18 protein-coding genes and 1 pseudogene are annotated in these 24,325 nt (G+C 42.7%); 11 read left to right on the plus strand and 8 right to left on the minus strand.

Annotation, left to right across the window (positions count from 1 at the left end):
* Positions 1-54: 54 nt before the first annotated feature.
* Positions 55-2,556, plus strand: coding sequence for a YfhO family protein (locus tag O3603_RS01870; RefSeq protein ID WP_371519987.1), 2,502 nt, complete (start codon positions 55-57; stop codon positions 2,554-2,556).
* A 308-nt stretch (positions 2,557-2,864) separates the two neighbouring features.
* The gene (gene nhaA, locus O3603_RS01875; protein ID WP_371519989.1) at positions 2,865-4,190 is read left to right on the plus strand and encodes a Na+/H+ antiporter NhaA; all 1,326 of its coding nucleotides are present in this window, start codon (positions 2,865-2,867) and stop codon (positions 4,188-4,190) included.
* A 105-nt stretch (positions 4,191-4,295) separates the two neighbouring features.
* On the opposite strand, the gene ettA is transcribed toward nhaA, so the two are convergent.
* The 3 genes from ettA to O3603_RS01890 all read right to left on the minus strand — a co-directional run bounded on the left by ettA (position 4,296) and on the right by O3603_RS01890 (position 6,994).
* Entirely contained in the window at positions 4,296-5,993 is a 1,698-nt protein-coding gene (gene ettA, locus O3603_RS01880; RefSeq protein WP_371519991.1) for an energy-dependent translational throttle protein EttA, read from the minus strand.
* A 264-nt stretch (positions 5,994-6,257) separates the two neighbouring features.
* The gene (locus O3603_RS01885) at positions 6,258-6,548 is read right to left on the minus strand and encodes a winged helix-turn-helix transcriptional regulator (RefSeq protein ID WP_371519994.1); all 291 of its coding nucleotides are present in this window, start codon (positions 6,546-6,548) and stop codon (positions 6,258-6,260) included.
* Positions 6,542-6,994, minus strand: a complete 453-nt coding sequence (locus O3603_RS01890; protein WP_315440905.1) for a cupin domain-containing protein — start codon at positions 6,992-6,994, stop codon at positions 6,542-6,544. Before O3603_RS01890 ends, O3603_RS01885 begins: the two co-directional genes overlap by 7 nt.
* 235 nt (positions 6,995-7,229) lie before the next feature.
* Between O3603_RS01890 and O3603_RS01895 the strand changes: the two genes are divergently transcribed.
* Positions 7,230-7,598: a helix-turn-helix domain-containing protein gene (locus tag O3603_RS01895; RefSeq protein WP_315440904.1), complete on the plus strand. Its 369-nt coding sequence runs from the start codon at positions 7,230-7,232 to the stop codon at positions 7,596-7,598.
* Positions 7,599-7,694: 96 nt separating this feature from the next.
* Here O3603_RS01895 and rmuC read toward each other — a convergent pair whose 3' ends face one another.
* The 5 genes from rmuC to O3603_RS01920 all read right to left on the minus strand — a co-directional run bounded on the left by rmuC (position 7,695) and on the right by O3603_RS01920 (position 13,947).
* Positions 7,695-9,092 (minus strand): DNA recombination protein RmuC, encoded by a 1,398-nt coding sequence (gene rmuC / locus O3603_RS01900; RefSeq protein ID WP_371519997.1) that lies wholly within the window; start codon positions 9,090-9,092, stop codon positions 7,695-7,697.
* A 179-nt stretch (positions 9,093-9,271) separates the two neighbouring features.
* Complete coding sequence (locus O3603_RS01905; protein WP_371520000.1) at positions 9,272-11,752, minus strand: bifunctional UDP-N-acetylmuramoyl-tripeptide:D-alanyl-D-alanine ligase/alanine racemase; 2,481 nt, start codon at positions 11,750-11,752, stop codon at positions 9,272-9,274.
* A gap of 96 nt (positions 11,753-11,848) precedes the next feature.
* Positions 11,849-12,268, minus strand: a complete 420-nt coding sequence (locus O3603_RS01910) for a Fur family transcriptional regulator (RefSeq protein ID WP_371520003.1) — start codon at positions 12,266-12,268, stop codon at positions 11,849-11,851.
* A 19-nt stretch (positions 12,269-12,287) separates the two neighbouring features.
* Positions 12,288-13,100: a GSCFA domain-containing protein gene (locus tag O3603_RS01915; protein WP_371520005.1), complete on the minus strand. Its 813-nt coding sequence runs from the start codon at positions 13,098-13,100 to the stop codon at positions 12,288-12,290.
* A gap of 109 nt (positions 13,101-13,209) precedes the next feature.
* The gene (locus O3603_RS01920; RefSeq protein ID WP_371520008.1) at positions 13,210-13,947 is read right to left on the minus strand and encodes a nitroreductase family protein; all 738 of its coding nucleotides are present in this window, start codon (positions 13,945-13,947) and stop codon (positions 13,210-13,212) included.
* 94 nt (positions 13,948-14,041) lie between these two features.
* Here O3603_RS01920 and O3603_RS01925 point away from each other — a divergent pair, with 94 nt between their 5' ends.
* The 8 genes and pseudogenes from O3603_RS01925 to O3603_RS01960 all read left to right on the plus strand — a co-directional run.
* The gene (locus O3603_RS01925) at positions 14,042-16,642 is read left to right on the plus strand and encodes an adenosylcobalamin-dependent ribonucleoside-diphosphate reductase (protein WP_371520011.1); all 2,601 of its coding nucleotides are present in this window, start codon (positions 14,042-14,044) and stop codon (positions 16,640-16,642) included.
* Between the two features lie 74 nt (positions 16,643-16,716).
* A complete protein-coding gene (gene folB, locus O3603_RS01930; RefSeq protein ID WP_311453946.1) occupies positions 16,717-17,100 on the plus strand; it encodes a dihydroneopterin aldolase in 384 nt (127 codons plus the stop codon).
* Between the two features lie 52 nt (positions 17,101-17,152).
* Positions 17,153-18,433 carry an N-acetylmuramoyl-L-alanine amidase gene (locus O3603_RS01935; RefSeq protein ID WP_371520014.1) on the plus strand — a complete coding sequence of 427 codons (1,281 nt, stop codon included), beginning with the start codon at positions 17,153-17,155 and terminating at the stop codon, positions 18,431-18,433.
* 10 nt (positions 18,434-18,443) lie between these two features.
* Complete coding sequence (locus O3603_RS01940; RefSeq protein ID WP_314867546.1) at positions 18,444-19,424, plus strand: MlaD family protein; 981 nt, start codon at positions 18,444-18,446, stop codon at positions 19,422-19,424.
* Positions 19,425-19,795: 371 nt separating this feature from the next.
* Positions 19,796-21,202, plus strand: a complete 1,407-nt coding sequence (dnaA, locus tag O3603_RS01945; RefSeq protein WP_155716166.1) for a chromosomal replication initiator protein DnaA — start codon at positions 19,796-19,798, stop codon at positions 21,200-21,202.
* Between the two features lie 542 nt (positions 21,203-21,744).
* The gene (locus O3603_RS01950; protein WP_371520018.1) at positions 21,745-22,629 is read left to right on the plus strand and encodes a SusF/SusE family outer membrane protein; all 885 of its coding nucleotides are present in this window, start codon (positions 21,745-21,747) and stop codon (positions 22,627-22,629) included.
* A gap of 449 nt (positions 22,630-23,078) precedes the next feature.
* On the plus strand, positions 23,079-23,246 hold the full coding sequence (locus O3603_RS01955; protein ID WP_371520021.1) for a hypothetical protein: 168 nt from the start codon (positions 23,079-23,081) through the stop codon (positions 23,244-23,246).
* A gap of 49 nt (positions 23,247-23,295) precedes the next feature.
* A pseudogene (locus O3603_RS01960) lies at positions 23,296-24,325 on the plus strand (hypothetical protein); the annotation flags it as partial.

Here is a 24,325-nt window from a genome sequence, read left to right on the forward strand (position 1 = left end):
GTAACTTTGCACGCATTAATACGCATACTTTAGAAGAAACAAAACGCTAGAAATATGAGAACTTATAAGAAATTCCTACCTGATGTAGTGGTGGTATTGGTATTTGCGATTATCTCTTTCGCTTACTTCCTTGTGCCCGTTACACAGGGAAAGATACTCTTTCAGCACGATGCTTCAGCGGGTGTTGGCTCGGCGCAAGAGCTTACGGAGTATCAAAATCGTACGGGTGAGACAACGAGATGGACTAATTCTATCTTCGGAGGTATGCCTACTTATCAGATGTCACCATCTTATCAGTCGACCGATGGACTGTTACAAGTGATGAACGCATACCATCTCTGGTTGCCAGATAACGTATGGTTCCTCTTCGCCTACCTGTTAGGTTTCTATATTCTGTTGCGTGCCTTCGACTTCAGACAGACGTTAGCTGCACTCGGAAGTATCATGTGGGCGTTCTCGTCCTACTTCCTAATTATCATCGCAGCAGGTCACTTGTGGAAGGTAATGGCATTAGCCTATCTACCGCCAATGATTGCTGGTATCGTCTTAGCCTATCGTGGTAGATACCTGTCGGGATTCATTGTTACGGCACTCTTCACGGCATTTGAGATAAAGGCGAACCACGTGCAAATGACGTATTACTACCTGTTTGTCATCCTCTTCATGGTGATAGCTTACCTTGTAAAGGCTGTGCGTGAGAAGCAGCTAACAGGCTTTATGAAGTCGACTGGTGTGGTAGCAGCTGCCGCAGTGATTGGTATTGCAATCAATCTATCGAGCCTCTATCACACATGGCAGTATCAGAAGGAAAGCATGCGAGGCAAGAGTGAGTTGGTAAAGAAGGATGCCGCCAATCAAACAAGCTCTGGTTTAGACCGTGACTACATAACACAATGGAGTTATGGCATTGATGAGACACTAACGCTCTTAGTGCCTGATGCGAAGGGTGGGGCTACTGTCCCGTTGAGCAAGAACGCCACTGCTATGGCAAAAGCCGACCCACAGATACAATCGATGATACCGCAACTCTATGATGCAATACCGCAATACTTTGGTACGCAGCCAGGCACTAGCGGACCTGTTTACGTGGGTGCTTTCGTGTTGTTCCTCTTCATCTTAGGATTGTTCATTGTGCGTGGCTCTATGAAATGGGCACTACTGGCGGCTACTGTTCTGTCGGTTCTTCTCGCATGGGGACATAACTTCATGGGCTTTACGAACTTCTTCCTCGATTACATACCGATGTATGCTAAGTTCCGAACAGTGGCTAGTATCCTTGTAATAGCCGAGTTTACGATACCTCTTTTGGCTGCGCTTGCCTTGAAGAAGATAGTTGATGAGCCTGAAGTACTTACCAAACAGATGAAGTTCGTCTATATCAGTTTAGCCCTTACAGCAGGCGTTGCGCTATTGATTGCCCTGTTCCCTGGTATGATGGAACCCTTCATCAGTGACCAAGAGCGTCAGATGATAACCAGTATTCAAGGTATGGATGGCAATACTGCTAACACGATTCTATCCAACATCGCAACGATGCGTGAGGCAATGGTGAGTGCTGACGCATGGCGTTCGGTCATAGTGATCTTGATAGGTTTCGCCCTCTTGTTCCTCTACAAGATGAAGAAGTTACGTGCCGAGTATATGGTTATCTGCATGGCGGTACTTTGTCTTGTTGATATGTGGCAAGTGGACAAACGATACCTAAATGATGAGATGTTTGTACCTAAGAGTGAGCGTGATATGCCTCATCAAGCCACTTCCACAGATCTTGCCATTATGAAGGATAAGAGCCTTGACTATCGTGTGTTGAACCTCGCTTCGAACACCTTTAACGAGAACGAGACTTCTTACTTCCATAAGAGTATCGGTGGTTATCACCCTGCTAAGCTCCGTCGTTATCAAGAGATGATTGATGCTTACATCGCTCCAGAGATGCAGAAGACGATGCAGGCGATTGCTGCTGCAGGTGGTAATATGCAGGCGGTTGATGGTGTGAAGACCTTCCCTGTATTGAATATGCTGAACACAAAGTACTTTATTCTTCCACTGCAGGGTGGCACAACGGCACCAATACAGAACCCATATGCACAGGGCAACGGCTGGTTTGTTAACAAGCTCACCTATGTCGACGACGCCAACGCAGAGTATGCCGAGGTGGGTAAGATTGACGTGCGCCATGAGGCGGTAGCCGATAAGAAGTTTGAGGCGGCTTTAGGTCAGGCGAAGGCGAACGACTCTACTGCAATCGTGAAGCTCGATAAGTATGAGCCTAACAACCTGCAATATACCGTCAACTCTAAGAATGGTGGTGTTGTAGTCTTCTCTGAAGTTTACTATCCGGGTTGGACAGCCACTATCGACGGTCAGCCTGCAGAGTTGGGACGTGTTAACTATATCCTCCGTGCTGTGAGCGTGAAGCCGGGTAAGCATACCGTAGTCCTCGACTTCCACCCAACAAGTATCTCTACGACTGAGACCATTGCTTACATTGCGATTGTTATCTTGCTCTTGGCGATTGCGGGAGCAGGGTATATGGAGTGGAGGAAGAAGAAGTAGAAGAAGAAGTCCCTCCCCCGTCCCCTCCCCCATAGGGAGGGGCGTAGAATGCGAGATACCCCCAATCATTTCTGAACTTGCGGTCATTGCGAGAATTGAAGTGTGGAGACAAGGGGAAGTCATCACAAAAGATGAAGGTTGAAAAAGGATAAGACTGAATACCCCCTCGCAAGTATATTGGCTTACGAGAGTATTCCGTTTAAATCGAAGAGTGTTTAGGGCATAGGCTTTATATACTTTTATTGTATAAGGCTTATAGCGTTCTTCACCTATTATATATATTGTAAAATAAGGATAAGAAGAAAATTATGAGACAACGAGTTGAAAAGAAGCTAAACCAGCATTTGATGCTACCGATAAAGCTGTTTATGGGTAGGGAGAAGTCAGGAGGTATCGTTCTGATTCTCAGTGTCACCTTAGCAATGATATTGGCAAACAGCAATATTGCTGAGAGCTATTTCCATTTCTTTGAGCAGGAAGTTGGCTTTATCGTCAACGGAGAGCCTTATCTGAATTATAGTCTGCACCATTGGATTAATGATGGCTTAATGGCTATGTTCTTCTTTGTGGTCGGCTTAGAGTTAAAAAGAGAATTCATCGGAGGCGAACTGGCTGACATCAGAAACACCATTCTACCTATTGGTGCAGCAATAGGCGGTATGATTGTACCTGCCTTGATATTTTTAAGTCTGAACATAGGTACCCCACAAACGATGGGATGGGGAATACCGATGGCAACTGACATTGCCTTTGCCTTAGGAGTAGTATATCTTTTGGGCGATAAAGTACCCGTATCAGCTAAGGTTTTCCTTACAACACTTGCCATAGTAGACGACCTTGGGGCTGTGCTTGTCATCGCCTTCTTCTACACTTCCGAACTCTCTATTGCGAGTTTGCTCTTTGGTTTGGGCTTTCTCGCAGTGATGTTTATAGGAAACAGACTCGGTATCAAGAGCCTATTCTTCTATGCCGCACTTGGTATCGGTGGTGTATGGGTAACCTTCTTGCTGTCAGGAATCCACGCAACGATTGCTGCCGTACTTGCTGCCTTTATGATTCCAGCCGATGCAAAGATTAACGAGTCGGTCTATCTCAAGCGTATGAAGAAACTGACAAGACGTTTCGAGAAAGAGGAACCTAACGAGGTGAGAACCTTGGAGGAGGGACAGGTTGACGTACTGACACATATACAGCACGACACTACTATTGCAATTCCCTTGCTGCAACAGCTTGAACATAAGATGGTACCTATCGTTACCTTCTTGATCATGCCTATCTTTGCGATTGCCAATGCAGGTATCAGTTTCACAGATTTAAGTCTATCTGACATCTTCTCTACCCACGTAGCACTCGGAGTGACATTGGGTCTGCTCTTAGGAAAACCGATTGGTATTATCGGAGCAACTTTCTTAATGGTAAAAATGCGTTGGGCAACCCTTCCAAGTGCCATCACTCGTCGCACACTGATAGGCTTAGGTATGCTTGCCTCTATCGGCTTCACCATGTCAATGTTCATCTCTACCCTCGCCTTCACCGACGAACTATTGATGACACAAGCAAAGTTGGGTATCTTCCTCGCCTCCATCTTAGGCGGAATAGGTGGGTATGTGCTGCTGAATAAGAAAAGTAAGTAAAAACAAGCTAACAATCAGCCCCACCCCATCCTTTCCCGAACCAACGGTCACTAACCGAAGGGAAGTAAAGGGGGTGGGGTTGGTTGCCTGATTGGTTGTTTGCTTTTACTCCTCCATCAACTTTCTATATCTACCTTTCTTAATCTCCTCATTGCCCAATCGGCGTGCCTTATTGATTTCGTAATCAGAGAAGCCGCCTTCGAAGTAAACAACTTCACCGTTACCCTCAAAGGCAAGGATGTGCGTACAAATACGATCGAGGAACCATCTGTCGTGGCTGATGACTACTGCACAACCTGCGAAAGCCTCTAAGCCTTCCTCAAGCGCACGTAGCGTATTCACGTCGATGTCGTTCGTTGGCTCATCGAGGAGTAACACATTGCCTTCCTGCTTGAGTGCTAATGCCAGTTGCAAGCGGTTGCGCTCACCACCAGATAGCACTGAACAGAGTTTGCTCTGGTCGGTTCCTGAGAAGTTGAAACGTGACAGATAAGCACGCGAATTGATGTCACGCCCACCCATGCGGATGGTTTCGTTGCCCTGTGCCACTACGTCATAAACGGTCTTGTTAGGGTCGATGTCCTTGTGTTGCTGGTCTACATAAGCCAACTTAACGGTCTCACCCACCTCAAACGTACCGCCATCTACCTGCTCAAGTCCCATGATGAGGCGGAAGAGAGTGGTCTTTCCTGTACCATTAGGACCGATGACACCAACGATACCATTAGGTGGCAACATGAAGTTGAGGTCGTTGAATAGCACCTTATCGCCAAACGCCTTCTTCACGTGCTGCGCCTCAATCACCTTATTACCGAGGCGTGGACCGTTCGGGATAAATATCTCTAACTTCTCTTCACGCTGCTTCTGTTCCTCGTTGAGCATTTGTTCGTATGAGTTCAAACGAGCCTTACCTTTTGCCTGTCGAGCCTTTGGTGCCATGCGAACCCACTCCAGTTCTCGCTCGAGAGTCTTACGTCTCTTCGATGCAGACTTCTCTTCCTGTTCCATGCGTTTGGTCTTTTGATCGAGCCACGAAGAGTAGTTTCCCTTCCAAGGAATCCCTTCCCCGCGGTCGAGTTCGAGTATCCATTCGCTCACATCATCTAAGAAGTAACGGTCGTGAGTGACGGCAATAACGGTGCCTTCATACTGCTGTAAGTGCTGTTCCAACCAATCGATACTCTCTGCATCGAGGTGGTTGGTAGGCTCATCAAGCAGTAGAACGTCGGGCTTCTGTAGGAGTAATCGGCACAAGGCAACACGTCTGCGCTCACCACCAGACAGATTCGTCACAGGTAAATCGCCCTTAGGACAGCGCAAGGCATCCATCGCCCGTTCCAGTCGGGAGTCGATGTTCCATGCGTCAGTAGCGTCGATGATGTCTTGAAGTTCAGCCTGTCTCTGCATGAGTTTATCCATCTTGTCGGCATCAGAGTAATACTCCTCCAAGCCGAACTTCACATTGATATCGTCATACTCTTTGAGTGCGTCATAGATTTGTTGCACTCCCTCCATGACGTTCTCTTTGACTGTTTTACTCTCATCGAGCGGTGGATCCTGTGGTAGATAGCCCACCGAATAACCCGGACTCCACACAACTTCGCCCTGCGTAGGCTCTACGAGCCCTGCAATAATCTTCATTAAGGTGGACTTACCCGCACCATTAAGACCTATGATACCTATCTTTGCGCCGTAGAAGAACGATAGATAAATGTTCTTCAGGATTTGTTTTTGGTTCTGTGGGATGATCTTTGACACGCCCACCATTGAGAAGATAATCTTCTTGTCGTCAACTGTTGCCATTGAATGTACTGTTTTGTTTGGTGGACAAAGATAGCTAAAATAATCCGTATTGACAAATCAATAGCATTGCAGAAGGGCGTCTGCTCGAAATGAAGAGAGCCTTTCCTTTATGCGAGAAGAGCCTCTCTTCGGGTGGAAGAGAGGCTCTCTTGAAATGGAGGGAACGCTCTATTGTATGCTATTTTGTGTATGCTTTGTATATAAAGGTATTCTTTTCTGCTGGGTGTAAGGCGTTTATGATCGTGCAAATAATAAGATGAATATTTAGTCAAGGTGCTCATTACACCAAGTTATGAGCGATGCTACTAATGGGAACAACTCTTTACCTGTTGTAGAGAGTGCGTATTTACCAGCCTTCTCTGTGATAATCTCGTCCTGTATTAATACCTGCAAGGAATTGGCGAGTTCGCTCTCGGGAAGATCCTTAAGTAGTGTGTTGTATCCTTTCGAACCACTTGCACCGAGTAACTGGATAATCCACAGCGTATCCGGTCGGCATATCCTTGCAAGGATATTACGTATCGGACACGTTGGAAATAAGGGGTCGGTTACCATTGAAGTGGCTCATTTAAGATATTGCCATCACTAGCGGGAGAATCACTCTCAACGAAGCTGTTTGCCTTATATTGTATGCAAAGCATGAGCAACTCGCCCTTACCTGTATTCTTCAATGCACGTTTGCCTTCTGGAGCAACACGTATGATACAACCTTCAGAGACTGGGAATATATCGCCATCTACCTGATATTCGCCCTCACCTTTTAGTATGAAGTAAAGTTCCTCGTGCGTCTTATGTGTGTGCAAGAAGCCACTGTCTTGTCCTGGAACGAGTGTTTGGAATGATAGCTCACTACCTGTTGCGTGTAAAGCCTGCCCTGCGAACACCTTACCGGGTATCTCAATCTCGCCCAGAGGGAGCACATAATCTTTGATCTCGTTGAGCTTTCCAACTGTTACTGCTGTGTAGTTCTTACCATCCTTAATTGTTTCAATCGTCTTCATAATGCTTTATTTGTTTAATTGTTATTATTTTGTTTTGACGATGCAAAGGTATAGTCTTTCATAGAATCGCACAAGTAGGCACGCAAAGGTCAGCCAGTTACCTCGAAGTAAGTAATGCGGTAAGTAGAGAGATTGCCGTTTCTTAGTTTTACATAGTTTAACTATAAAGTAAAAGGGAACGTTGACTTTAATGGTTACTTTTGTATAGTAATAAGACACATAGACGTTATTAGCAATGAATAGAAGTGATATTAGAGATGCTCTTTACCCTAATTGTCCTATCCGAAATGTGCTCTCTAGGGTAGGAGATAAGTGGTCAATGCTGGTGCTCTTCACCCTTGAGTCGAACGATAACCAACGCTTTAAAGAGTTGCAAAGGAATATCCCTGACATCTCTCAAAAGATGTTGACAGCAACGCTCAAGATGCTTGAGGCTGATGGACTCATTCGTCGTGAAGTCTTTCCAGAGGTACCACCTCGTGTGGAGTATTCGCTTACGAAGAAGGGTAAGAGTCTGTTGCCTCTGATTGATAATCTACTCTCGTGGGCAAGTGAGAATATGGAGGATATCATCGAGTCAAGGCGGAAGTACTTGTTGAAATAAGTTTTCCACTATTATATAAAGGTGTATAAACGAAAAGACTCTACCCATGGTGCGGTACTTATCCGACCATGAGTGGAGTCTTTTGTGATGTGTGTCTTATAGGTTATCAGGTATCTGCTTCTTTGGAGTAATCCCCAGCGTCTTCATACCTTCGAGGCGTCTAATGATATTACCTTTGCCTTCGTTGAGTTGCCCCTTAGCCTTGTTGAAGTCTGATTGGAGCTTCTCAATACTCGTCCCAATCTTAACGAAGGTCTCACCGAAGGTCACGAACTTATCGTATAGATCATTCGACTGGCGGAGAATCTCATCTACATTCTTATTCAATCGATAGTTCTGCCACATCGTGCGGGTCAGTTGCAATGCCATGAGGAGATTGCTCGGACTGAGTACGATGATATGCTTCCTGTAGGCGTATTGTAGGATAGAAGGGTCGGTCTTGAGGGCTGCGGAATAGCCACTCTCGTAGGGGATGAACATCAAGACATAGCCGATACAACCGGGGACAATCTTCTCGTAGCCCTTAGCCGACAGCTCGTCGATGTGTTTCCGCACAGAGTTTACATGCTCTTTCAGCAACCGCTCCTGCTCTTCAGGGTCTGTTTCCTTTATTGCCGATTGGTAAGCTGTGAGCGAAACCTTCGAGTCGACGACTGCTCTCTCCTTATTCGGCAACTCGATGACAGCGTCTGGTCGGAAGTTATTACCCTCCTCGTCCTTGTAATTCTCTTGTAGGAAGAACTGCTGATCCTTAATAAGTCCGCAGTCTTCTAAGGTCTTTTCGAGAATCATCTCACCCCAGTCACCTTGCATCTTCGAGTCCCCCTTGAGTGCTTTCGTTAGTGAGGCGGCATCATTCCCAATACGTTCTGTCTGTTCGCGAAGCTCCTTCACCGTTCGTTCTTGGTCTTCACGCATCGCCTTAATGGTCATTTCTTGCTCGGCATGAAGTCTCTTCATCGCCTCTTCGAAGGTCGTTTTGATCTCTGTTTTATTAGCTGCTGTCTCCTTACTGTTGTTTGTCACCGTCTGATTGAAAGCCTCCAAGCGGTCCTTCAAAGGTGTGAGTAAAGCCTCGAGACGCTCTTTATCAGCCGTATTCATCTTCTCTCGACTTTCTGAAAGCATCTGAGCCGCCATGTTACGCACCTCCTCTTGCAGCAACTTGTTCTTAGCCTCCGCCTGTTTCTGTAGTTCGTTACGTAATTCCTCGTTATGCTTGCGCTCTGCTTCCAGGCGTTGGGTGTAGCTGTTCTTGACCTCTTCTAATTGTCGGTCAGCCGCCTCTTTCGTTGCAGTCACCTGTTGTGTCGCATTCTCTTTAGCGATAGCAAGGCGATCCTCAACGCTCTTCTGTTCTGCTTCCAGCTGACTGCGGAGTGCTGCCAGTTGCTCATTTGCTTTGCTCACATCCTGTGTCATCTTGCCTTTTAGCCACAAGAACGAGATGACGAAACCGATGATAAGTCCCAGAATTAAGTATATTATCTCCATAAATCTTATAGTTGTTTATTTGTTACTAAGTTCATCTTAAACACAGAATACACGGATGAAAGGAAGTCATGGAGTCGTCCTTTTATCTGTGTATTCAGTGTTGAAAATGAGCAAATAGGGATGAGTTTGATAGATTATATCCCCTCTTCAAGAGAAGAAGAGGGGATGAATAGCACTCGTTAGTCTTGGAAGTAAACCCGCTTCACACGGTTACTAATGGTGGTGAGAACCTCGTAAGGAATCGTGTCTAATACATCACTAAGGACTGTAACAGGTAGGTGGTCGCCGAAAATCTCAACGCTATCGCCCTCCTTACAATCGATACCTGTAACGTCAATCATGGCTACATCCATACAAATATTGCCTACATACTCTGCCTTCTGACCGTTTACCAAGCAATAACAATGCCGATTCCCCAGGTGGCGATTGAGCCCATCTGCATAGCCAATAGGTATTGCGGCGATAACACTATCATGGTCGATTGTACCCTTACGAGAGTATCCTACCGTGTCACCCGCAGGCACATGGCGAAGCTGAAGGATGGTAGTTTTGAGCGTAGAAACATTGTTGATAATCTTATTTGTGCGTGGATTGATACCATAAAGACCCAATCCTAGCCTACACATATCTAGTTGACGTGCTGGGAAGTGTTCGATTCCTGATGAGTTATCCATGTGTCGGATAATCTTGTGTTTGAATGCTGCTTGCAGCTTCTTACTACCCTCGTCGAATAAAGCAAACTGCTTGGCAGAGAACTCATCGAAGCTATCTGCATCAGAGCCAACGAAGTGGGAGAAGACAGAACGAGGTATGATTGCATTCTGATGTTTAAGTCTATCAATCAATTCATCCATGTCTTTCTGTGGATCAAAGCCCAGTCTGTGCATACCAGTATCGAGTTTGATATGAACAGGGAAGCCTGTTATGCCTTCCTTCTGAGCGGCTTTGACGAGTGCATCAAGGAGTCGGAAACTATAAACTTCAGGCTCAAGATCATAATCGAAGAGCGTCTTGAAGGACGACATCTCTGGGTTCATGATCATGATGTTACTTGTGATACCATTCTTGCGGAGCGTTACCCCCTCATCAGCCACGGCCACAGCAAGGTAATCGACACGATGATCTTGCAACGTCTTAGCAATCTCTACGGCTCCAGCTCCATAAGCATCAGCCTTGATCATGCACACTAACTTGGTCTCAGGCTTCATAAAAGAACGGTACCAGTTGAGGTTATCTACCACCGCATTGAGGTTTACCTCCAATACAGTCTCATGTACTTTCTTTACCAATAGTTCGGTGAGATGGTCAAAACCAAACTGTCTTGCACCCTTTAAAAGGATCACTTCATCGTGCAAGTTAGTAAATTCCTCGCTATGAATGAAGGCATTGATAGTAGCAAAGAAATGCTTCTCTCCTAAATGCTTGAAGGCATTACGTTCTGCTAAAAGCCCTTCTCCAATACCGATGAACTTATTAACTCCACGCTTCTCACATAGGAATGCCACCTTATTATATAGTTCCTTATCCTCCTCACCACTCTGGAGTATATCACTTAATATCAGTGTTCTCTTGCGTCCCTTATGGTCAGGACGACGATTCATGAAGTCGAGTGCAATGTCAAGTGAGTTATAATCAGAGTTGTAAGAATCGTTGATAAGCGTGCAACCATGCTGTCCCTCTTTCACTTCCAATCGCATAGCAACAGGTTCCAATTGTGCCATTCGCTCTGCAAGAGCAGCCTGCGTCACACCTAAATGTAGTGCAACAACAGCACAAGTGATAGAGTTCTCCACACTTGCATCATCGATAAATGGGAGCTTATATTGGGCTTCTTTCCCACCTTTCCATGTGTAAGTAACGGTAGTCTCAATGTCCTTCTTCTCAATAGACTTTATATAGAATGCTGCGTCCGTATGCTTTATTGACCAACTAAGTTGCTCACCTTGGTAGTTATATTGAGCCAAACAATGTGTCAGAATATCGTCATCCATAGAATAGACAATCGCCTTTGTGTCATGGAAAAGACATAATTTCTCCATACATTTAGCCTCTATGGAAGGGAAGTTCTCTTGGTGAGCTGTACCCAAACTAGTGAATACGCCGATGGTAGGTTGTATGATGTCACGCAGTGCCATCATCTCTCCTGGCTTACTGATACCCGCTTCGAACACCCCTACTTGGGTGTTTTCATTGAGCAACCAAACCGATAGTGGGACACCGATCTGAGAGTTATAACTTCTTGGCGAACGCGTTACCACCATTTGAGGAGATAGTAGTTGATAAAGCCACTCCTTAACCATTGTCTTGCCATTAGAACCTGTTATGCCCACAATCGGTATGAGGAACTCATCGCGATGACGCTCTGCTAAACGCTGCAAAGCCTCTAGGCTGCCCACAACCTTTAGGAAGTTTGAACCCGAGTAGAGCGTTTCCCAGTTATCTGGAACTACTTCTACTACGAAGTTCCTAACGCCCCTTGCATATAGTTCTGGTATATAGTTATGACCATCATTGCGCTCTGTTTTGAGTGCAAAGAATAATGTTTCTTCGGGGAAACATAGTGATCGACTGTCGGTAAGAACAAAGCTGATGTTAGCATCAGTATCACCATAACGGCGTGCACCAATGAGCGTCGTTACTTTCTCAATAGTATAATTCATTACTATCCTAATTGTTTTAATCTCATGCAAAGATAATCAAAACTATCAATACAACATCTTATCTAAGCCGTTTTTTCTTACTTATTGATAAAGAATCTACCGATGGGAGCAATCTGGGCAGATTCCTTTAATCATGTAGTTAACGGCTGTCTGCCTATAACCAGTAGGTAAATTGACTTGCGGAACAGGTATTTCATTGAGGCAAAAGGTGCGATGGCAGTGTTCACAATAGAAGTGTACATGTATGTCTTCGTCCTCTTCCTCACTATGACTATGGCATAGTTCGTAACGCACAATGTCGTTCCCATCTTCCAACTGATGCACTAAATGGTGGCTTTTGAAGTGTGATAACGTGCGGAAGATACTCGACTTATCCATCGTGAGGAGCATTGTTTCCAACTCTTTCATAGATATGGGATAATCTAGCGTGGACATTACCTTTGCTATCAATATTCGGTTTGCTGTTAGTTTAATACCATGTTGCTCCAGTAAACCTTCTATCTGTTTTTCATTCATTTTAGCTTTGTTTCAGTTATTACTCGTCTAGTTCTAAGTCAGGATATAGCTGCTTTAACCATTGAATCTTCTCTTTGGTCTTCTGCATAAAGAGCCGATAAGCCTCCGAATCAGGATTGAATGGACGATGCCCTAATGCCTCCTTAATAGGTCGCCAAGCCTCCAGGAACTTCTTAGCCTCTGATGAGAAGCAGGTTGCAACGAGCCGTTCCCAGATGTATTCAACGGCTTGTTCGTTAGGATGTAACATATCCGCTTTATAGAAGCGATAGTCTCTCAGCTCATCATTCACTATCTCGTAAGCAGGGAAATAATAGACCGCCTCGCCTTCTTCTCGTACTAGTTTGTCTGCAGCCAAAAGCAATGTAGCCTTTGACAACTGGCTCCCGTGAAATCCATATTTTGCATATCTTATCGGACTAACAGTCACTATCACCTTCACATTTGGGTTTTGTTTCCTTAATAAATGGATGGCTTCACGTAGGGCATTAGCCGATTCGTCAATCGTTAACTCTTGTTCGTTGAAAAGTTTCTGAGGTCGTTTTTGACAATTATCCACGATCTCTTCCGTAGCTTTCTCTATGTAGACATGGTTCGTCCCAAGCGTGAATACCACGATATCAAACGCCTGATTGGATAGTTTCTGTACCGTGTGAAGGATGGAAACAGGGTTGTACATCACCCCAAAAGGGTTGACTATTGTGCGAAACTTCTCCTCTTTGAATCGCTTTCCGATGTTATCTGCAAAGCAAGAACCCACAAAAAGGACTCTTTCGCAGGGCTTGAATGAGAAGTTCGGAATAGGGATGTCTATAATAGTTCGGAATTTCATAAAGGTAAGATAACTTATTCTTTGCATTGAAGAGGGCGTTTCCTTGCTATGAAGGAAGCCTCTCTTTGATGGGAAGAAACGCCCTCTTTAATATAAGGAAGGCGTCTTCTTAGAGGAACCCCTGCTGTCTTAGTGCTTCAAGCAAGCCCACAGACATAGCCTCGTTATCCTTCTTTGTATAACGAATATCGGTATATACCTGTGCAAGTGTTTCTTTCTTGTTCAGTTCAACGAAGTTTTTATTCTCTTTCAAGTTCTCCTTTTGCGTGTAAAACTCGGCTATTCTCTCGGGCGTATAATCGTTGTAAGTCTCATTGTGAATAATACTCTTCAGTGGCAAACGATCGGTCTGCTCGGGTGTTTCAGCAGCCCATCCCAAGGTGATAGTAGCAACAGGCATGACCAAACGAGGCAATTCGAGTGCTTTAATTAAGGCTTTTGGACTATAGATCGTAGTACCCAGGAAGCAGGTTCCCAAGCCCCTTTCTTCAGCGAGATTACAGAAAGTTTGGCAATAAAGAAGGGCATCTGTCGCCGCATTTAGGAATGATAAGAAATTATCATAACCAGGTGTTCCCTTTCTTTGTGTTGCCCATGAGGTTGTTCGACGATAGTCCGCACAGAAGGTAAGAACGACAGGTGCCTCTGTAACCATGGGTTGATTGAAGTGTGCTGGAGCGATCTTCTTCTTCATTTCCAGGCTTCGTGTGATAACGACCGAATAGAGTTGCAGGTTGCCCATAGTTGGTGTTCTCTCTGCAACCGATAGGAGTTCTCTTAACAAGTCATCCGATACATCCTCTTGAGAATATCGTCTTATAGTTCTTCTTGAATTGATAGTTTCCATTGTTGATAACTTTGTTTCGACAAAGTTAAGCAAATGTTTTAGAATTAAGAAAACAATTCGTAACTTCGCAGTCGTTAATTTTCTAAAAACGACAATGGTGATCAATCAAACTTACTCATTCGATGAGGCCTACCAGACTTCATTGGCTTACTTTAATGGAGATGAGCTTGCTGCTCGTGTCTGGGTGAACAAGTATGCAATGAAGGATAGCTTTGGTAATATTTATGAGAAGTCTCCAGAGCAGATGCACAGACGTATAGCAAAGGAGATAGCTCGTGTTGAAAATAAGTATAAGAACCCCTTAACAGAAGAAGAGATATTCAATCTTTTAGATCATTTCCGGTACATTATTCCCGCTGGAAGTCCGATGACTGGAATCGGTAATGACCATCAGATAGCATCGTTATCCAATTGCTTTGTGATTGGATTAGATGGCGATGCCGATTCATACGGTGCTATCCTGCGTATAGACGAAGAGCAGGTTCAACTGATGAAACGCCGTGGAGGCGTTGGACATGACCTAAGTCACATTCGTCCAAAGGGCTCACCTGTTCATAACTCTGCCCTTACCTCTACTGGACTTGTCCCATTCATGGAACGCTACTCCAATAGTACAAGGGAGGTTGCACAGGATGGTCGTCGTGGTGCATTGATGCTCTCTGTGAGTATTAAACACCCAGACTCTGAGGCGTTCATAGACGCTAAGATGGAGGAAGGAAAGGTCACTGGGGCTAACGTGTCAGTAAAGATTACGGATGAGTTCATGCGTGCTGCCATTGATGATAAGCCTTATGAGCAGCAGTTCCCAATAGATTCTACGGAGCCAAAGTGCACTAAGAAGGTTTCTGCAAAGGCTCTTTGGGAGAAGATTGTGCATAATGCTTGGAAGAGTGCAGAGCCTGGTGTGCTCTTTTGGGATACTATTATTCGTGAGAGCATACCAGATTGTTATGCCGACTTAGGCTTTCGCACGGTCTCTACTAACCCTTGCGGTGAGATTCCTTTGTGCCCTTATGATAGCTGCCGATTGCTCTCGTTGAATCTATACTCTTATGTTTTAGATCCGTTCACAGACCATGCTCGCTTCGACTTCGACCTCTTTAGCAAGCATGCACAGCTAGCGCAACGTATCATGGATGATATCGTTGACCTCGAGATGGAGAAGATTGATCTTATCATGGAAAAGGTTAAGAGCGACCCACAAGTTGATGAGGTGAAGGAAGCCGAGTACCATCTTTGGGAGAAGATAAAGGATAAGAGCGGTAAAGGTCGTCGAACGGGTGTGGGCATAACTGCCGAAGGAGATATGATAGCTGCAATGGGTCTGCGTTATGGAACACAAGAGGCTACCGACTTCTCCGTTAGTGTTCATCGTGCGTTGGCATTGAATGCTTATCGTTCTTCCGTTCGAATGGCAGAGGAGCGCGGAGCCTTTGCTATCTATGATGCAAAGCGTGAGGAGCATAACCCCTTCATACTCCGCTTGAAGGAAGCTGATGCACAACTTTATGAGGAAATGATACGTTACGGGCGTCGCAATATAGCCTGTTTAACGATTGCTCCAACCGGTACTACGTCCTTAATGACACAAACTACTTCGGGTATAGAACCCGTCTTTATGCCTGTGTATAAGCGTCGTCGAAAGGTGAATCCAAATGATGCTGATGTGCATGTAGACTTTGTTGATGAGGTTGGAGACTCCTTTGAAGAGTACATCGTGTACCATCGTAAGTTCCTAACTTGGATGAAAACGAATGGTATTGATACTCGAAAGAAGTACAGCCAAGAAGAGATTGACGAGTTGGTAAAGCGTTCACCTTATTATAAAGCTACAGCCAACGATGTTGACTGGCTGATGAAAGTACGTATGCAGGGTGCCATTCAGAAGTGGGTTGACCACTCGATTTCAGTGACAGTGAATCTCCCTAATAGTGTTGATGAGGCTCTTGTCAATAAGTTATACGTTGAGGCTTGGCGTAGCGGATGCAAAGGTTGCACCATATACCGTGATGGTAGCAGGTCCGGAGTGATGATATCTGTATCTAAGAAAGATAAGAATAAGGAGACTAATGCAGCCGAGGAGGAGAAGGCGAAAGACCTTACTTCTGCAGAAGAACATCACGAACATGTATGTAGCCGACCACAGGTAATGGAGGTTAGACCTAATGAACTCGAGTGTGATGTGGTACGTTTTCAGAATAATAAAGAGAAGTGGGTTGCCTTTGTTGGGCTGTTAGATGGTTTTCCTTATGAGATTTTTACGGGTCTTCAAGACGATGAGGAAGGTATTGCCTTACCAAAGAGTGTTACCAAGGGAAAGATCATCAAGCAGACAGCAGAGGATGGTAGCCATCGTTACGACTTCCAATTTGAGAATAAGCGAGGCTATAAGACGACTGTTGAAGGGCTGTCGGAGAAGTTCAATCCAGAGTATTGGAACTATGCAAAGCTCATCTCTGGTGTGCTTCGTTACCGTATGCCGATAGACCATGTCATAAAGCTTGTAGGCTCATTGCAGCTTAAGAACGAGAGTATTAACACTTGGAAGAATGGTGTGGAGCGTGCTTTGAAGAAGTACGTAACCGATGGTACGAAGGCATCAGGGCTCCGTTGTCCTGTTTGCGGACAGGAGACTCTTGTTTATCAGGAGGGTTGCTTGATTTGTACTAATTGTGGTGCTTCTCGTTGTGGGTAATTTTGTGGAGTGTATTAAGTGCTTATAGGGCACTTAATACACTTTCTTTGTATCTTTAAAACTAATGTTTAATAATGGAATTAACGTCTACTTATATTCTTTTACAGGGTCTTCAATATCATGCTTTTATAGGAGTTGGGGAACAAGAACAGGTTGTTGGCAATGATTATGTACTTGATCTTCGATTGGGTTACCCCTTTGCTGCAGCTATGAAGAGTGATGATGTTGATGATACATTAAATTATGCAGATGTCTTCAATATAGTTTCCGATGTTATGAAGCAACCCTCGAAACTATTGGAAGCAGCAGCTGGAAAAATAGTAAATGAGTTGTTGGCACGATACATACAGCTTGAGAGTATTGACTTGAAATTGGTGAAAAAGAATCCACCAATGAGCGCAGATTGTCATAGTGCAGGCATTGAATTACACTTAATAAATGATAAAACCAAGGTTTAGAACTAAGGTTTCCAAATGAAAAACCGTATCTTTGTCCCCTAAATAATTAAGTATGTTTAAGAAAATAACGCTTTTCATTGTTTTCTTTGTATTGTTTGTGGCTACTTCATGGGCTGCAAATGGGCGCTTCACACTTGTTATTGATGCTGGTCATGGAGGTCATGACGCTGGTGCTCTAGGTGCTCTATCAAAGGAGAAGGACATCAATTTGAACGTAGCATTAGCCTTTGGACGTTATGTGGAGCAAAACTTACCTGACGTGCAAGTGATTTATACACGTAAGACGGATGTCTTTATTCCTCTACATCAGCGTGCCGATATAGCTAATAAGGCTAAAGCTGACCTTTTTATATCGGTACACACAAATTCAGTAGTGCCTGGTCATTATGCTAAGGGATTCCAAGTTTATACGCTAGGTATGCACCGTGCGAAGGATAACCTTGATGTTGCGATGCGTGAGAACTCGGTTATTTCGATGGAGAAAGGCTACCAACAGACTTATCAAGGCTTTGATCCGAAATCTTCCGAAAGCTATATTATGTTTGAGTTCATGCAGAATTCAAACATGGAAAAGAGTGTTGAGCTGGCCAGATTGATACAACGTTCGGTATGTTCTAGTGCTAATCGCATTGATAAAGGTGTACATCAAGCTGGTTTCTTGGTGTTGCGTGAGAGTTATATGCCTAGTTGTCTGATAGAATTAGGCTTTATTACTGCAGCAGATGAGGAGGAATTTTTAAATAGTCCAGATGGTATTGACGCCATGGCAAAGGGGATTTACAATGCCTTTGTCAAGTATAAGAATATGTACGACACGCATATCGTTGTACCATATAAGTCTGCAGATAATAGGAAAATTAGTGTTACTAGAGTTATTCCGACACCTCCAACAGGTCAAATGAATCTAGTTACCCCTTCTACAAAGCCCCAGCAAACAAAGAAGTCTATTGCTAAAAAGGCGATAAAAGAGACTCCTAAAAAAGAAGCAACGCCTGTTCCAACAAAGGGAACAACTACTGATGAGAAAAAAGACAATAAGGCTAGTGTATCTGTAAATGCACTGATTTTTAAAGTACAGGTTATCGCTTCGAATCGTCAGTTGCGTTCAGGTTGTGAACAATTCAAAGGACATAAGGATATAGAATGTGTACAAGAAGGCTCGTTCTATAAGTATACAATAGGTAGCAGTACTAACTATAATGAGATTGCACGGCTTCGAGAAAAATTGAAAAAAGACTTTCCTCAGGCATTTGTTATTGCCTATAAAGGAGGAAATCGTATGGATACGAACGAGGCTATTAATGAGTTTTTAAAGAATAAAAAGAATAAGTAAAGGAAGTAATATGGGTAAGTTTTTCACGCCACAAGTAAAGATAGCACTTGTCGCAATACTAGGTGTTATTGTTTTGTTCTTCGGTATGCAGTTTCTGAAGGGATTATCTATTTTCTCGACAGATACACACTATCAAATGCGATTCAGTAATGTAAGTGGTCTCTCAACGTCTACTCCTGTATATGCAAATGGTTTTAAGGTTGGAACAGTAAAGAGCATAGAATATGATTATGCAAAGCCTGGTGAACCAATTATGGTAGGAGTAGATATTGATAAAAGCATGAACATTCCAGAGGGTACAAAGGCCGATATTATCAGTGATGTCATGGGGAATGTGAAAGTAGACTTAGTGCTTGGAACGAGTCGCAAGACGCTAGCCTCAAATGGAATTATTGATGGTCGTATTAATGACGGAGCATTGGGTCGAATGAAGGATATGGTTCCTTCTATTCAAAAGATGCTACCAAAGTTGGATAGCATACTTGTTAGTGTCAATTCTCTCTTGGCTGATCCAGCTGTGAGAAGCTCCATTCATAATGTCAATCAAATTACAGCTAATCTTACTACCTCTACACGTGAAGTAAACCAGTTACTTGCTCAGATGAATCATTCACTACCAGTATTGACTTCTAAAGCAGGTAGAGTAATGGATGGCGTTAATGGTTTAATGGCAAATGCAAATGGCGGAATTACAGAAGCACGTGGTGCGATTCGTGGTGCTAATGGTATGATTGCAACATTAAACAATAAGGTTGATGGTATTGATGTGCAGGGTACAATGACGAAAGTCAATACAACCTTAGAGCATATCAACTCTCTTACAGCAAAGCTAAATAGTAATGAGGGAAGTCTAGGATTGTTGATGAACGATGCCTCTCTTTACAATAATTTGAATAGTACAATGCGCAGTGCTGATAGTTTGCTTGTCAACTTAAAGGCTCACCCCAAGCGTTATGTTCACTTCTCGCTATTTGGTAGAAAGGATAAGTAATTTAAATATCGTCTAAATTAAAAGATGATTGTTTCACATACTAGAGATGTGTTATAAGGGTCGTGTAAATCAGTCTTTTTAACCATCTTTGGTATTTGTTTCACTCATATTATTAATTTTATTCTTTACTAAACGAAACATCTTGTTTGTCAAGTTGTTATAATTGAGCAAATAACTTTGAGTATATGTTGAAGCCAGAAACTCTGTAAAGTACATTGAAATAGCTGTTTATGAGCTTTATAGTACTACATCGTTAATTATGTAGAAATGGGATTTTTATAAATAAATTACTATCTTTGCAAAAGTAAAAAACTAGGAATGGTCTGTTAACATACCATTTGTAGAAAGACATAAGTAACGTAGATATCAATATGAACGTCAATCCTAAACAACTTTGGGATCAGTGTCTCCAGCTTATAAAGGAGAATGTGACTGAGCAACAGTATGATACTTGGTTTCGTCCGATAGTACTTCAATCCTATCAGCCGGCTAGTAAAACTTTGTTGGTTCAGGTGCCTAGTCAGTTCGTATATGAATATTTGGAAGAGCATTACGTCCCTTTGTTACGTAAGACTCTTATACGTGTTTTTGGTCAAGGTGTTCAATTGAGTTATCGTGTGATGGTTGATCAGGAACATCATTTGTCACAAGATTTACAACCGGAGGCAGTAGAGGATATTTCTTCGCAAAGACCAACTGCTCGTGGCAACCAAAGTCCTACGATTCTGGATGCAGTGCCTCAAGACCTTGATTCGCAACTTGACCCACATAAGTCCTTCACTAACTATGTTGAGGGAGATAGTAATAAATTGCCTCGTTCAATAGGACTTTCTATTGCAGAACATCCTAGTACGACACAATTCAATCCAATGTTTATTTATGGTCCTTCAGGCTGTGGTAAGACTCATCTTGTCAATGCTATAGGATTGAAAGTCAAACAGCTTTATCCTGAAAAGCGTGTATTATATGTTTCTGCGCGCCTTTTCCAGGTACAATACACAGATTCTGTTAGACAGAATACCACCAATGATTTCATCAATTTCTATCAGACAATTGATATCTTAATAGTGGATGATATACAAGAGTGGATTACTGCTACCAAGACACAAGACACTTTCTTCCATATCTTTAATCACCTTTTCCGTAACGGAAAACGTATTATCTTAGCTAGTGATCGCCCTCCTGTAGATCTTAAGGGAATGAATGATCGCTTATTGACGCGTTTCTCTTGCGGGCTTATTGCAGAGTTGGAAAAGCCTAATGTGCAACTTTGTGTGGATATCTTGCACAATAAGATTAAGCGTGATGGGCTTAGTATTCCTGAAGATGTGATTAAGTTTATTGCTGAAACAGCGAATGGTAGTGTGCGAGACCTGCAAGGTGTTATCAACTCTCTTTTGGCTTACAGCGTTGTTTATAACAGCAATATAGATATGCGACTAGCTGAACGTGTTATAAAACGTGCTGTGAAGATTGATGATGAGCCATTAACCATAGATGATATTTTGGATAAGGTTTGTGCGCATTTTAGTGTTACTACAACGGCTGTCAACTCTCGTTCACGCAAGAAAGATATTGTTATTGCACGACAAGTGAGCATGTATATGGCACAGAAATATACAAAGATGCCAGCAAGTCGTATCGGTAAGTTAGTGGGTAATCGCGACCACAGCACTGTTATCCATAGTTGTTCGAAGATAGAAGACCGGCTGAAGGTTGACAAGGGGTTCTATGCAGAAATAGCAAGTATTGAGAACTCATTTAAATTGAAAGCATAAAGTATTTAGTTTATAAGTCAGCTACTTTCCATGGCTGACTTTTTATTATCATGGGTATTTGCTCAATCATTTGTCTACTTAGATTAATCATACTTTTACATATATGAATTAGTCGCTTCGGAGAATGTATAAATCTTAGTTGGAAATATTGGTTAGAGATATAGTAAGCGAAAAGCACGCCTCCTTTGATGCCTATAGAGCATAAGAATCCTACTAATAAGCCATATTCTATGTTTTATATTTTTTGTTTTATCGAACCTTTCTTTTGTGTTTCTTCTTATATTGTACAAAGTTGATATATAAGGTTTTATAAGGTTAAGATCTCCCATCTAATATATGAAATCACTTGTATCAGTTTATATTATCTCTGTAGGTAATTTGTATTTGTTTATTGTCTCACATTTTCTTCGTAATATTGCACTTGTAAAAGGAGAGATATAAACCTAAATCTTCTTAGATAATTTAAAGAAATCAATTATAATTATATAATGAGAGAACTCAGGTTGAGTTTGATATTAATAACCTTTTAAATATATGTCTTTATGGGATTAAAAACATTTACCAAATCTATTTTATGTTGTGCCTTATTTGTTATTGGTGCATTGTCTGCAAAAGCTGCTGATCGTTTAGTGATAGTCGGTGATGCTACATGGGGAGGGTGGAATCTTGGTCAGTCTACCGTTATGCAGAAGTCTGATGGGAATGCTGATGTCTTTAAGGCTACCGTTCATTTAGATGCAAATAAGGAGTTTAAGTTCCTTACCGAGCTTGGTTGGGGTAATTTGGAGTATCGTGCTGGTGCAGGTCCTGTTACTTTGCAGTCGGGCGTTGTTGCTCCATTGGTGAGTAGCGTTGATGAGCCTACCGATGGTAAGTTCTTTGTTGATGAATCTGCCAACTATGATATCGTATGTAACTTGGCGGAGAAGACAGTCATTGTGACAAAGGCTGCTTATCAAGCAACACCTTTGAAGCACACCGCTTTATGGATGATTGGTAGTGCAACAAAGGGTGGTTGGAGTATCGGTGAAGGTACGATTATGAAGCAAGATGCTTCTAATCCAGCTAAGTTCACAGCACGTACAGAGTTGAAGGCTGGTGAGTTGAAGTTCGGAACGAATGTTTATGCTGGGTTCGACCAGATGTTCTATCTGCGCGACTTGACCGATGAAGGGAAGATTGTCTTTGGTGGTGATGATAATAAGTGGAACTTCACAGAGGAGGCTACATACGATGTTACTATTGATGTAGCAGCTATGACAGTTTCGTTTACTAAGGTTGATCCAACAGCTATCAATGCTGTAGAGACGACAAGTGAGGCTCCTGCAACCTATTACACTTTAGGTGGCATACAGATAGAGAAACCTGTATCAGGTGTGTATGTAAAGCGTCAAGGTGGTAAGACTGTGAAAGTTGTTATAAAGTAAGATCTTGCTTCTTTACATTCATTGGGACTTAAGAGAATTCCTCCTTATTATATAGTCCCCCTTCTGTATGGTGATGTTAGATTGATATCACCATACAGAATAATACTTTAAAAACAGACGATTGTTTTTAGTATTTTCTTTTTTATCTTTGTGTCTTGGTTTTAGTATCGTTCTCTTTCACTCTAAACGTTTGATTTTAATCAAGAAGCTACTAACGCTAGTCGGTCTTACACAATCTTTCTCTCTAGATATTAGTTTATCTCAAAACAAAATACTAACTTTGCAGGCGGATTTAGTGTTCTTTTCTCAGTAAGGGATATTGGGATAACATAAGGTAAACTAAATAACGAATTATAAGGTATAAATTATTATAAGGTATTCTGTAGGAAGTAACATTGCAAAGAACAATAGACTTTACAGGGTAACTTATGCTCATAAACAAGAGAATTATGAAGAAGAGTTATGTGCGTCCCGTATGTGGAATCGTTAAGACGATGGTAGAAGTGGCTCTACTGGCAGGAAGTGGTAATGGGGTAAGTAAGGGCAACCCAACACATGGTGTAGATGATAACCTTGCTAAGCCAAGCCCCTTTGGTTATGTAGAAGACAATGATTAAAAGGGACAAAAGGTTGGAATTAAGTAAACTAAAGAAACTAAACATAAGAATGAAGAAACAGAAATTACAATTCCTTTGTGGCGCAATCGCCATGATAGGATTTACAGCCTGTAGCGATACAAACGATGTAGCAGGTGATGTTACACAACAAGAGGGTTATGTCACTACTATTCAGGTAACAGCAGCGGCTGACAAAGCTGCACAAGCTGGAACACGCACACTCAAACCAAATGCTAATAATCAAATTGAGTCTGAGTGGAAAAGCGGCGATAAGATGTTTATCTATGACATCGCTGATAATGATAATAGTAACGAAGCTAACTATAGCTTAGTGACAATGGTTGCTAGCAGTAACAAGCAGAAAGCAGACTTCACAGGTGAGGTTAAAACCTTAAGCCCTATGAAGGCTACGGACGACCTTGCTTTCTTCTATCCTGGTACGGCTGTTGAGGGTGAGAAAACAGTTGAGCAGGTAAATCCGAAGGTTGAAACAGAAACAGGTAAAGGTGGCGTTAATCTACAATATCATACTTCAGAGAACCCAAATACCAATAAGAAGTACGGCATCCGCAGTACTGTCTCTCTTGATATGAAGAAGCAGGATGGTACATTAGCAACTATCGACCAGAAGTTTGATTACAACTGGGGTATAGCTAAGCCTGTAGAAATAAAGAATAGCAAAGGACAGAAAGTTGCTAAGACAGAGGTGACACTGAATCGCAAGGTGGCTATCTGGGGTATGAAGTTCCTCGTATCGAGCAACATTGGTCAGATAAAAAACATTGACAGTGTAAAAATCAATGGTCTTCGTTCATATGATGTACTTAATCTTAAGGATGGCAACTTTGTTGGTACAAGTGACGAAAAGGAATATATGATTACCTTAGCCAACAAGGATAAGTCAAAGATTCAGTTGGAAAAAGATTACGTATGGGTGGCTTTCTTGGCAGAGAATGCCTCAACCAACTTCACTATAACCGTTTATACACAAGATGGTGTTTACACAAAGACTGCTTCAAAGGTGTTTAACACAGGTTATGACTACCGCTCAAACATTACCGTTGAGAAGATTACTCCTC

Source organism: Prevotella sp. 20925_1_30 (assembly GCF_041433025.1).
GTDB classification, from domain to species: domain Bacteria; phylum Bacteroidota; class Bacteroidia; order Bacteroidales; family Bacteroidaceae; genus Prevotella; species Prevotella vespertina.

Excerpts from the sequence above, each read along its gene's own strand:
- O3603_RS01870 (WP_371519987.1), top strand. The coding sequence starts at position 55 with ATGAGAACTTATAAGAAATTCCTACCTGATGTAGTGGTGGTATTGGTA.
- nhaA (WP_371519989.1), top strand. The coding sequence starts at position 2,865 with ATGAGACAACGAGTTGAAAAGAAGCTAAACCAGCATTTGATGCTACCG.
- ettA (WP_371519991.1), bottom strand. The coding sequence starts at position 5,993 with ATGGCAACAGTTGACGACAAGAAGATTATCTTCTCAATGGTGGGCGTG.
- O3603_RS01885 (WP_371519994.1), bottom strand. The coding sequence starts at position 6,548 with ATGGTAACCGACCCCTTATTTCCAACGTGTCCGATACGTAATATCCTT.
- O3603_RS01890 (WP_315440905.1), bottom strand. The coding sequence starts at position 6,994 with ATGAAGACGATTGAAACAATTAAGGATGGTAAGAACTACACAGCAGTA.
- O3603_RS01895 (WP_315440904.1), top strand. The coding sequence starts at position 7,230 with ATGAATAGAAGTGATATTAGAGATGCTCTTTACCCTAATTGTCCTATC.
- rmuC (WP_371519997.1), bottom strand. The coding sequence starts at position 9,092 with ATGGAGATAATATACTTAATTCTGGGACTTATCATCGGTTTCGTCATC.
- O3603_RS01905 (WP_371520000.1), bottom strand. The coding sequence starts at position 11,752 with ATGAATTATACTATTGAGAAAGTAACGACGCTCATTGGTGCACGCCGT.
- O3603_RS01910 (WP_371520003.1), bottom strand. The coding sequence starts at position 12,268 with ATGAATGAAAAACAGATAGAAGGTTTACTGGAGCAACATGGTATTAAA.
- O3603_RS01915 (WP_371520005.1), bottom strand. The coding sequence starts at position 13,100 with ATGAAATTCCGAACTATTATAGACATCCCTATTCCGAACTTCTCATTC.
- O3603_RS01920 (WP_371520008.1), bottom strand. The coding sequence starts at position 13,947 with ATGGAAACTATCAATTCAAGAAGAACTATAAGACGATATTCTCAAGAG.
- O3603_RS01925 (WP_371520011.1), top strand. The coding sequence starts at position 14,042 with ATGGTGATCAATCAAACTTACTCATTCGATGAGGCCTACCAGACTTCA.
- folB (WP_311453946.1), top strand. The coding sequence starts at position 16,717 with ATGGAATTAACGTCTACTTATATTCTTTTACAGGGTCTTCAATATCAT.
- O3603_RS01935 (WP_371520014.1), top strand. The coding sequence starts at position 17,153 with ATGTTTAAGAAAATAACGCTTTTCATTGTTTTCTTTGTATTGTTTGTG.
- O3603_RS01940 (WP_314867546.1), top strand. The coding sequence starts at position 18,444 with ATGGGTAAGTTTTTCACGCCACAAGTAAAGATAGCACTTGTCGCAATA.
- dnaA (WP_155716166.1), top strand. The coding sequence starts at position 19,796 with ATGAACGTCAATCCTAAACAACTTTGGGATCAGTGTCTCCAGCTTATA.
- O3603_RS01950 (WP_371520018.1), top strand. The coding sequence starts at position 21,745 with ATGGGATTAAAAACATTTACCAAATCTATTTTATGTTGTGCCTTATTT.
- O3603_RS01955 (WP_371520021.1), top strand. The coding sequence starts at position 23,079 with ATGAAGAAGAGTTATGTGCGTCCCGTATGTGGAATCGTTAAGACGATG.